Source organism: uncultured Dokdonia sp., from assembly GCF_937910895.1.
GTDB lineage: Bacteria > Bacteroidota > Bacteroidia > Flavobacteriales > Flavobacteriaceae > Dokdonia.
The window spans coordinates 1-7,720 of record NZ_CALEMI010000131.1 but is presented as its reverse complement, the minus strand read 5'-3'; the positions used below and the strand labels follow the sequence as shown (position 1 = coordinate 7,720).

Annotated in this window: 9 protein-coding genes; 1 reads left to right on the top strand and 8 read right to left on the bottom strand. The window is 35.6% G+C overall.

Annotation, left to right across the window (positions count from 1 at the left end; translation table 11 throughout):
* From Q0505_RS15755 to rpmH, 8 genes are all read right to left on the bottom strand, one after another.
* Nucleotides 1–408, bottom strand: a 408-nt coding sequence (locus Q0505_RS15755; protein WP_299214858.1) for a DUF5777 family beta-barrel protein, incomplete at its 3' end; no start/stop codon positions are given.
* 26 nt (nucleotides 409–434) lie between these two features.
* Nucleotides 435–836, bottom strand: coding sequence for a hypothetical protein (locus Q0505_RS15750; RefSeq protein WP_299214855.1), 402 nt, complete (start codon nucleotides 834–836; stop codon nucleotides 435–437).
* A gap of 11 nt (nucleotides 837–847) precedes the next feature.
* Nucleotides 848–1,393 carry a YceI family protein gene (locus Q0505_RS15745; RefSeq protein WP_299214852.1) on the bottom strand — a complete coding sequence of 182 codons (546 nt, stop codon included), beginning with the start codon at nucleotides 1,391–1,393 and terminating at the stop codon, nucleotides 848–850.
* A gap of 30 nt (nucleotides 1,394–1,423) precedes the next feature.
* Nucleotides 1,424–1,849: a c-type cytochrome domain-containing protein gene (locus tag Q0505_RS15740; RefSeq protein WP_299214851.1), complete on the bottom strand. Its 426-nt coding sequence runs from the start codon at nucleotides 1,847–1,849 to the stop codon at nucleotides 1,424–1,426.
* A 287-nt stretch (nucleotides 1,850–2,136) separates the two neighbouring features.
* Nucleotides 2,137–2,907: a T9SS type A sorting domain-containing protein gene (locus Q0505_RS15735; RefSeq protein WP_299214849.1), complete on the bottom strand. Its 771-nt coding sequence runs from the start codon at nucleotides 2,905–2,907 to the stop codon at nucleotides 2,137–2,139.
* On the bottom strand, nucleotides 2,904–3,374 hold the full coding sequence (locus tag Q0505_RS15730; RefSeq protein ID WP_299214846.1) for an ankyrin repeat domain-containing protein: 471 nt from the start codon (nucleotides 3,372–3,374) through the stop codon (nucleotides 2,904–2,906). The genes Q0505_RS15735 and Q0505_RS15730 overlap by 4 nt, the downstream gene beginning before the upstream one ends.
* A gap of 248 nt (nucleotides 3,375–3,622) precedes the next feature.
* On the bottom strand, nucleotides 3,623–6,475 hold the full coding sequence (gene carB, locus Q0505_RS15725; protein ID WP_299214843.1) for a carbamoyl-phosphate synthase large subunit: 2,853 nt from the start codon (nucleotides 6,473–6,475) through the stop codon (nucleotides 3,623–3,625).
* Nucleotides 6,476–6,581: 106 nt separating this feature from the next.
* Nucleotides 6,582–6,743, bottom strand: a complete 162-nt coding sequence (rpmH, locus tag Q0505_RS15720; RefSeq protein WP_072352149.1) for a 50S ribosomal protein L34 — start codon at nucleotides 6,741–6,743, stop codon at nucleotides 6,582–6,584.
* A 168-nt stretch (nucleotides 6,744–6,911) separates the two neighbouring features.
* Between rpmH and Q0505_RS15715 the strand changes: the two genes are divergently transcribed.
* Nucleotides 6,912–7,720, top strand: an 809-nt coding sequence (locus Q0505_RS15715; protein WP_299214835.1) for a DUF6263 family protein, incomplete at its 3' end; no start/stop codon positions are given.

Below are 7,720 nucleotides of genomic sequence, written 5' to 3'. Positions count from 1 at the left end.
AAAAAGATGATAGCCTACCACGGTCACGGGGGACGCACCTTCTTTTTGACGTACCAAGCGGTATTTGGCAGATGCATCATAGGTCTTGTTAAACCCAGAACGAGAGACCCCTAAATTTAACCAATCGTTTACACCATATACAAATTGAATACGTGCTGTAGCATCATCCAGTCCTATAAAGTTGTCTATCCCATCACTTAAATTTCCAAAACGATGGGCTATAATAAACTGTAGCTGTTTTGCTCCTACCAACTTTGTAGATTCAAAATTAACAATCTTAATCCCTTTAAAAATAGAGGTTACAGGTTGTTCTTGATCGGGCATCTCTTGTTCTAGTTCTTGTAATAAATCATCTTGAGCAATTGCCATCACTGGCAAGAATAATAGTATATATAATAGTTTCTTCATCCGATGGGTTTGTTTGTATGGGTTGTTTATGGATTTACGATAGAAGCCTGATCAAATTTTACTTCTTCAAGAAGACTATCGTAGCCTATACATCTCCCTTTTACTTGTATAAGCTTGTTAATTTGTTCAGGAGTAGGTGGATCGGTATTTTCGCTTAAAGCGAAAAAAATCACATCTTCAATTACCAAAGAAGTTTCATCTATATGTTGCAATGTCCCTTTAACGGTGATGGTCTTATTTAGATATTTTTGAGTAGCGTCTGCTTCATGATCTTGAAAGTCCTGTATCAATTGAGAAGCAGTTAAAACATATACAGAATCTTCTGTTGCTATATCTCTATGATCTTGATAGATATAGTTATAGCCAATAAGAGTCATTACTCCTACAAAAAGGAGAATTCCTACGGTGATTCGGTTTCTTTTTTTCATGAGATTAGGGCTTAGGATCGTTTTACTAAATGAAAACGTACAGCAATGCGTATGTTTTCTGAAATTTTCTCTTTAACCAGATTTGGAATCTCAATATCAAAATCTTCTGGTGCTACAATAAAGTCTGTTTCCAAATCGATGTCATCCCCATTTTTAATGATGGTTACAAGGGCATCAATACGTTTGGTTTTTCCATGGATGGTAAGATCGCCTTGCATTTTATATTCTTTTTTGAGCGCACTATCTGTTATAGAAAAATCTTCTATACTACCGTTAAAAGTAGCTTTAGGATAGGTATCACTTTCCATGTAATTCTCGTTAAAATGTTCTTCCATGAGAGCATTTCTAAAGCGAAATCCTTTTACAAGTCCTAGTACAGCAATCTTTCCCGTAGAAGTTTCAAGGATAGCCGTTGTTGTTGAATGCGTTGCTTTTACGGGTTCAAAAGCTTCTACAGAGCCTTCAAAATCAAGCATTCCTGTTTTAGTGATGTATTTTTGTGCGAAACCCTGTGAGAGAGTGATAAAAAATAGTGCACATAAAAGTGTCTGTTTCATGGGTTGTTGTTTTTAAATTAACTACTAATGTTAGTTTTCTAAAATGCCATTATCTATCCAATCTGTAATATCTGATATGATTGAATTAGGAAGGTTTCCACTAGGTGGCATTGGGCTAGATGTATTGGTCATGCGTGCAAGCATACGACCGCTATCTGCTACTAAAAAAGCAAACTCGTAGGTGTCTAGTCGAATGCCTGCTGTAGCATTGGATTGATTATGACACGCTACACAAGCATTGTCTAATATTGTTTTTACTGTATTCTCATACGTGACAAGGTTTGACGCATTGGGATCTGTTGGATCACCACCTGACGGATCTGTGTCTACACCGTTTTGTTCTTCTGCTAGTTCTGATAGCGAACTTGTCTCACAGCTCACAAATCCCATAAGTAGAAAAGCAAGGAAATAACAGCCTTTTCTAAATGTGTGTGTGTTTGCTTTTATTGATTTCATAATTAGTAGCTTTTTTTAAAGATGAGTACATCTTATATTAATTAGTACACCACAAATAAATGGTGGACACTACAGTATTTAAAATCAAATAGGTCAAGCGGGAAATAAGACCTTTAAAACGGAAAATACCTGCCTTATAAAGTTTGCTAATAAGGCGTTTTTCTTTTAAAAGGAATGTAAAAGATAAATCTTCATACGATTGAAAGCTTATCTATAGAATCTAAAAAAGCCTCTTAACAACACGGGATTGTTAAGAGGCTTTTAATTAGCTTTTTTTAAAAGGATACTTACTGCTTTATCAAACGTTTTGTTACAGAAGAATCTCCAGCTGTAATGGTCACAAGATAGATACCAGATTCTAAGGAAGAAGTATTAATCATTGATGATTTTTGATTTAAAGGGATCTCTGCAACCAATTGTCCAAGTACAGAATATATTTTTGCATTACTATTTTGAAAATTAAAGTCTCCAAAATCAATAGTTGTCTCAGAAACTGATGGATTTGGGTACATACGTACTTTTTGAGCAAGTTCTTGATCAAAAATTCCTAAGGTAAATCCGATAGGTACTCCGTTACCGTCATCTCTGTTGGCACCTCCGTGGTAACTAAAATCTAAGGTATTATCTCCACGCGCCCACGCTATAAGAATAGACGTAGCCATAGGGTCAAATGTAAAATCATTAGCATCGGTTCCTGAGAGTCCTCTTGTTGCTACGATCGTACGTGTCCCAGCATTTACATCATTGGTCACTAAGGTCCAATCCTGACCTGGATCAATAGAAGGTTCTATGGCGATACCCAAAAACTGACGGTCATTTAATCCTGTACTATCAAAAGATATAATATCATCTCCAGAGTTCATGTTTTGAGAATCAAAGCCAATCCCAAACCATCTGGTATCTGGACCTATTAATGTTACAGTAACTCCCGCATCATCTACGTCTATTTGTCCTGTATATCCTCCGTTTGTCGTAGAGAATTCTATAGTGCCCGTAGATATTTGTGCACTCATCGTACATATCGTGAAAATGGCAATTAATAAAGTAATTTTTTTCATTTGTATTTTTTTAGAAGGTTGATAAGCGATTCATTTTTGGTTAATGTAGCATAGTCTAATGCGCTGTAACCTCTATTATCTTTGTAAGATATATCTGCTTCATGCGCTAGTAACAATGCTACAATATCATTTTTTTTGAAGAATACTGCATATAATAATGCCGTACTTCCATTACCATCCGTAATATTAGGATTTGCTTTATGATCCAATAACAAAGATACAATTTCTGTACTTCCTCTTACGGTAGCCGCCATTAAGGCAGTTCCTGAGCTACTGTTGTCATTTACTGAAGATGTATAGGTAAGTAGTGCTTGAACTACATCATAGTTCCCGTGATATGCAGCTAAGATAAGTGGGGTGTATCCTGCATCATTTTTTACATTGATTTGATCGGGTGTGTTTTTATACACAGCCGCTACGTCTGAAGCCGTTCCTTTACGAGCGATTTCGAATATATCTTGCGCCAATGTTTTGAAGGAAAAAATTCCTAAAAAACAAACGTGTATCAGTACACTTCTCCACAAGTATTTTTCTATCATCCGTTTTTTATTTGACTCTAAGATACCAAAATATGTCCTAAAATAGCATAGCTATCTATGGCTTTTAATCTGAATTATAATTATGAGAAAAGCCTTTAGACTATAACAATCTAAAGGCTTTTTTTCCTACATCATCAAGATTTTTATTTTCTGAATGTAGTTTATATGATAACTTCTTATTTGCTTAAATACATTTTACGTCTTGAGTATAGATCATAAAAGGCATCATCTCTAAGATTGTCTATAAATAAAATACTTTCTCCTGTACTCTTCATTTCTGGCCCTAATTTCTTGTCTACATTAGGAAACTTATTAAAAGAGAATACAGGTTGTTTAATCGCATAACCTTCTAGTTGAGGATTGAAGTTAAAGTCTTTTACTTTCTTCTCTCCTAACATCACTTTGGTTGCATAGTTTACGTAAGGTTCTTTATACGCTTTTGCTATAAATGGTACGGTACGTGATGCACGAGGATTTGCTTCAATGATATATACTTTATCGTCTTTGATCGCAAACTGTATATTGATAAGACCAACCGTTTCTAGTGCTAATGCTATTTTACGGGTATGATCTTTAATTTGCTCTAGGACAAGATCTCCAAGATTAAATGGTGGTAATGTCGCATTGGAATCTCCTGAGTGGATACCACAAGGTTCTATATGCTCCATAATTCCTATGATGTACACATCTTCTCCATCACATATAGCATCTGCTTCTGCTTCTATGGCACCATCTAGATAATGATCTAAAAGTAATTTGTTATTTGGAATCTTACGTAGTAAGTCTACAACATGCTCTTCTAACTCATCTTTATTAATAACGATCTTCATCCCTTGTCCTCCTAATACATAAGATGGACGTACTAATAATGGAAAATCTAATCGATCTGCCACGGCTAGTGCTTCGTCTGCTGTTTCGGCTACATCAAATTCTGGATATGGAATATCAAGTTTTTTTAATAACGTAGAAAAACTACCTCTATCTTCTGCTAGATCAAGGGCTTTAAAACTAGTGCCTAAGATTTTAATCCCATAACGGTCTAACTTTTCTGCAAGTTTTAAAGCGGTTTGTCCTCCTAACTGTACAATAACTCCTTCTGGCTTCTCATGTCGAATAATATCATAGATATGTTCCCAGAAAACAGGTTCAAAATAAAGCTTGTCTGCCGTATCAAAATCGGTCGATACGGTTTCAGGATTACAATTAATCATAATAGTTTCATACCCACATTCGGCAGCAGCTAGTACGCCGTGTACACAACAGTAATCAAATTCGATTCCTTGTCCTATACGGTTAGGACCTGATCCTAATACAATGATTTTTTTCTTATCGGATACAATACTTTCATTAGATGAAAATTTCTTTCCATCGGTGGTTTCCATTTCAGATTCAAATGTAGAGTAGAAATAAGGGGTTTGTGCTACAAATTCGGCAGCACAGGTATCTACAAGTTTATAGACTCTGTTGACTCCTAGTTCATCTCTTTTATTATATACTTGACTTTCTAAACATTCAAGCATGTGTGCGATCTGACGATCTGCAAAACCACGTTGCTTTGCTTCCAACATCAAATTTCGCGGAAGCGTATCTATCGTATACTTAGAGATTTCTTTCTCCATCATATACAACTCTTCGTATTGTTTTAAGAACCACATATCAATTTTTGTGATCTCATGGATACGGCTTAATGGGATTCCCATTTGGATAGCATCGTAAATTACAAAGACGCGATCCCAACTTGCATACGTGAGTTTTTCTATGATTTGCTCATAGTTTTTATATCCTTTTCCGTCGGCTCCTAGTCCGTTACGTTTGATCTCTAAAGATTGTGTTGCTTTGTGTAACGCTTCTTGGAAAGAACGACCTATGCCCATTACTTCTCCTACAGACTTCATCTGTAATCCTAGTGTACGGTCACTTCCTTCGAATTTATCAAAATTCCAACGAGGTATTTTTACAATGACATAATCTAAGGTAGGCTCAAAAAGTGCCGATGTAGATTTTGTAATTTGGTTTTGAAGTTCGTCCAAATGGTATCCTATCGCAAGTTTAGCTGCAATTTTGGCAATGGGATATCCTGTTGCTTTTGAAGCGAGTGCAGAAGATCTAGAAACTCTTGGATTAATTTCAATTGCAATAATTTCTTCTTCATTATCAGGATTTACAGCAAATTGCACATTACATCCTCCTGCAAAATCACCAATGCTGCGCATCATGTGAATTGCCATATCACGCATTTTCTGATACGTTACATCAGAGAGTGTCATGGCGGGTGCTACGGTAATAGAATCTCCTGTATGAATTCCCATAGGATCCATATTTTCAATCGCACAAATGATCACTACATTATCATTTGCGTCTCTTAATAGCTCTAGCTCATATTCTTTCCAACCGATTAAGGCCTTGTCTATCATCACTTCGTGTACAGGGGACACTTCGAGACCATGAGATAAAAGTTTGTCAAAGTCTTCTTCTTTATATACAAATGAAGCGCCTGCGCCACCTAGTGTAAATGAGGAACGTATTACAAGTGGAAAGCCAAATTCCTGAGCAATCTCCTTTCCGGTTAAAAAAGAGTTTGCACTCGCTTGTGGTGCCATGGGAATCCCAATCTCACGCATCAAGTTTTTGAACTGATCTCGATCTTCTGTGATATTAATCGCATCTATGTCAACACCAATAAGCTCCACATTAAAATCTTTCCAGATTCCTTTCTCATCTGCCTCTATACAAAGATTAAGAGCTGTTTGTCCACCCATGGTAGGAAGTACCGCATCAATCTGAGGGTGCTTTTTTAATACCTGAACAATTGACTTGGTATTAAGTGGCAATAAATACACGTGATCCGCCATAGACGGATCTGTCATAATTGTTGCTGGATTGGAATTGATAAGAATGGTTTCGATTCCATCTTCTCTCAAAGAACGTAATGCTTGTGATCCTGCATAATCAAATTCACATGCTTGACCAATGATAATAGGTCCTGAACCTATGAGAAGAATAGATTTTAAATTTTTATTTTTTGGCATTTTATAAAGAAGGATTTTTATAGACTGTAAAAATAGGAACTGACAGGGTATAAAAAAAGGTGTTGCTTAAAAAAAGCAACACCTTTATTTTGATATCAAAATATCATTATTTTTTATGGCGAGGTTCTGAAGATACACTTAGTTTCTTTCTCCCTTTTGCACGACGTCTTGCTAATACCTTACGACCATTTGCCGAAGCCATGCGCTCTCTGAAGCCATGTTTGTTTTTTCTTTTTCTTTTTGACGGTTGAAACGTTCTTTTACTCATTTTATATCTTCTTTTTGACCTCTTTTAAGTCTGAATTTTTAATTCTAGGATACCGCTTCCAAAAGCTGGGGGCAAATATACAATAAGTTTTTACTTCTCCAAGTCTAAATTTCAATTTTTTTATGGTTGTTTTTAGTACCTTTGTTGCTGATTTAAAATTAGCTTTTTGTGATTACCAAAAATACCCTTTTTAGCCTTCTATTCCTTGTTGTTTCCTATATTTCAATAGGACAAGTTTATCTAGGATACTCGTTAGATATGAATGATGAGTTTAAATTACAACAAGATGTTTTACAAACAATTACTCAAGACATACAAGGCAATATGCAAGAAATAGAGAATAAACTTCGAGGTTCGCTGTATTTTGTTGTCAAAGAAAAAACAAAAGAAAACATTACGCTAGATGTAGGTTTTAAATCTTTTTATATGAAGACCACGTCTCCTCAATTGGGAGGTGTTCTTATGGAGGTAGACACTCAGGCAGAAGAACAAACACCAGAAAGCAAGATGTTTATGGGTCTTATAGATTCTTCTATTGGAATCGTTATTAATTATTCAGGTAAAATTATTGAGGTAAAAAATGGTGATGCCTTTATAAATAATATGTTATCTGGGATGGGAATTGAAGACCCTACACTACTAGAACAAACTAAAAAACAATTAGAAAAAGATTGGAGTGGCGAATCTTTAGGAAGAAGTTTTGAGCAAGTATTGTTCAATTATCCTAATGCTAAAGTCAATCAAGGAGACACTTGGAATAATGAATTTGTATCTAAAACAGGTCTCAATGCGACTAACACATGGACGCTTGTTACTATTGATGCTGATTCTTATCAAATTTCAGGAACTGCAGATGTGTATATGAAAACTTCAAATGCTCAAATCACTATGGATCTTTCTGGCACGCAGCAAACAAATCTCATTGCAGATTCAAAAAATAAATTTCCTAGAAAAATGACTGTTACTTCTACAGTAGA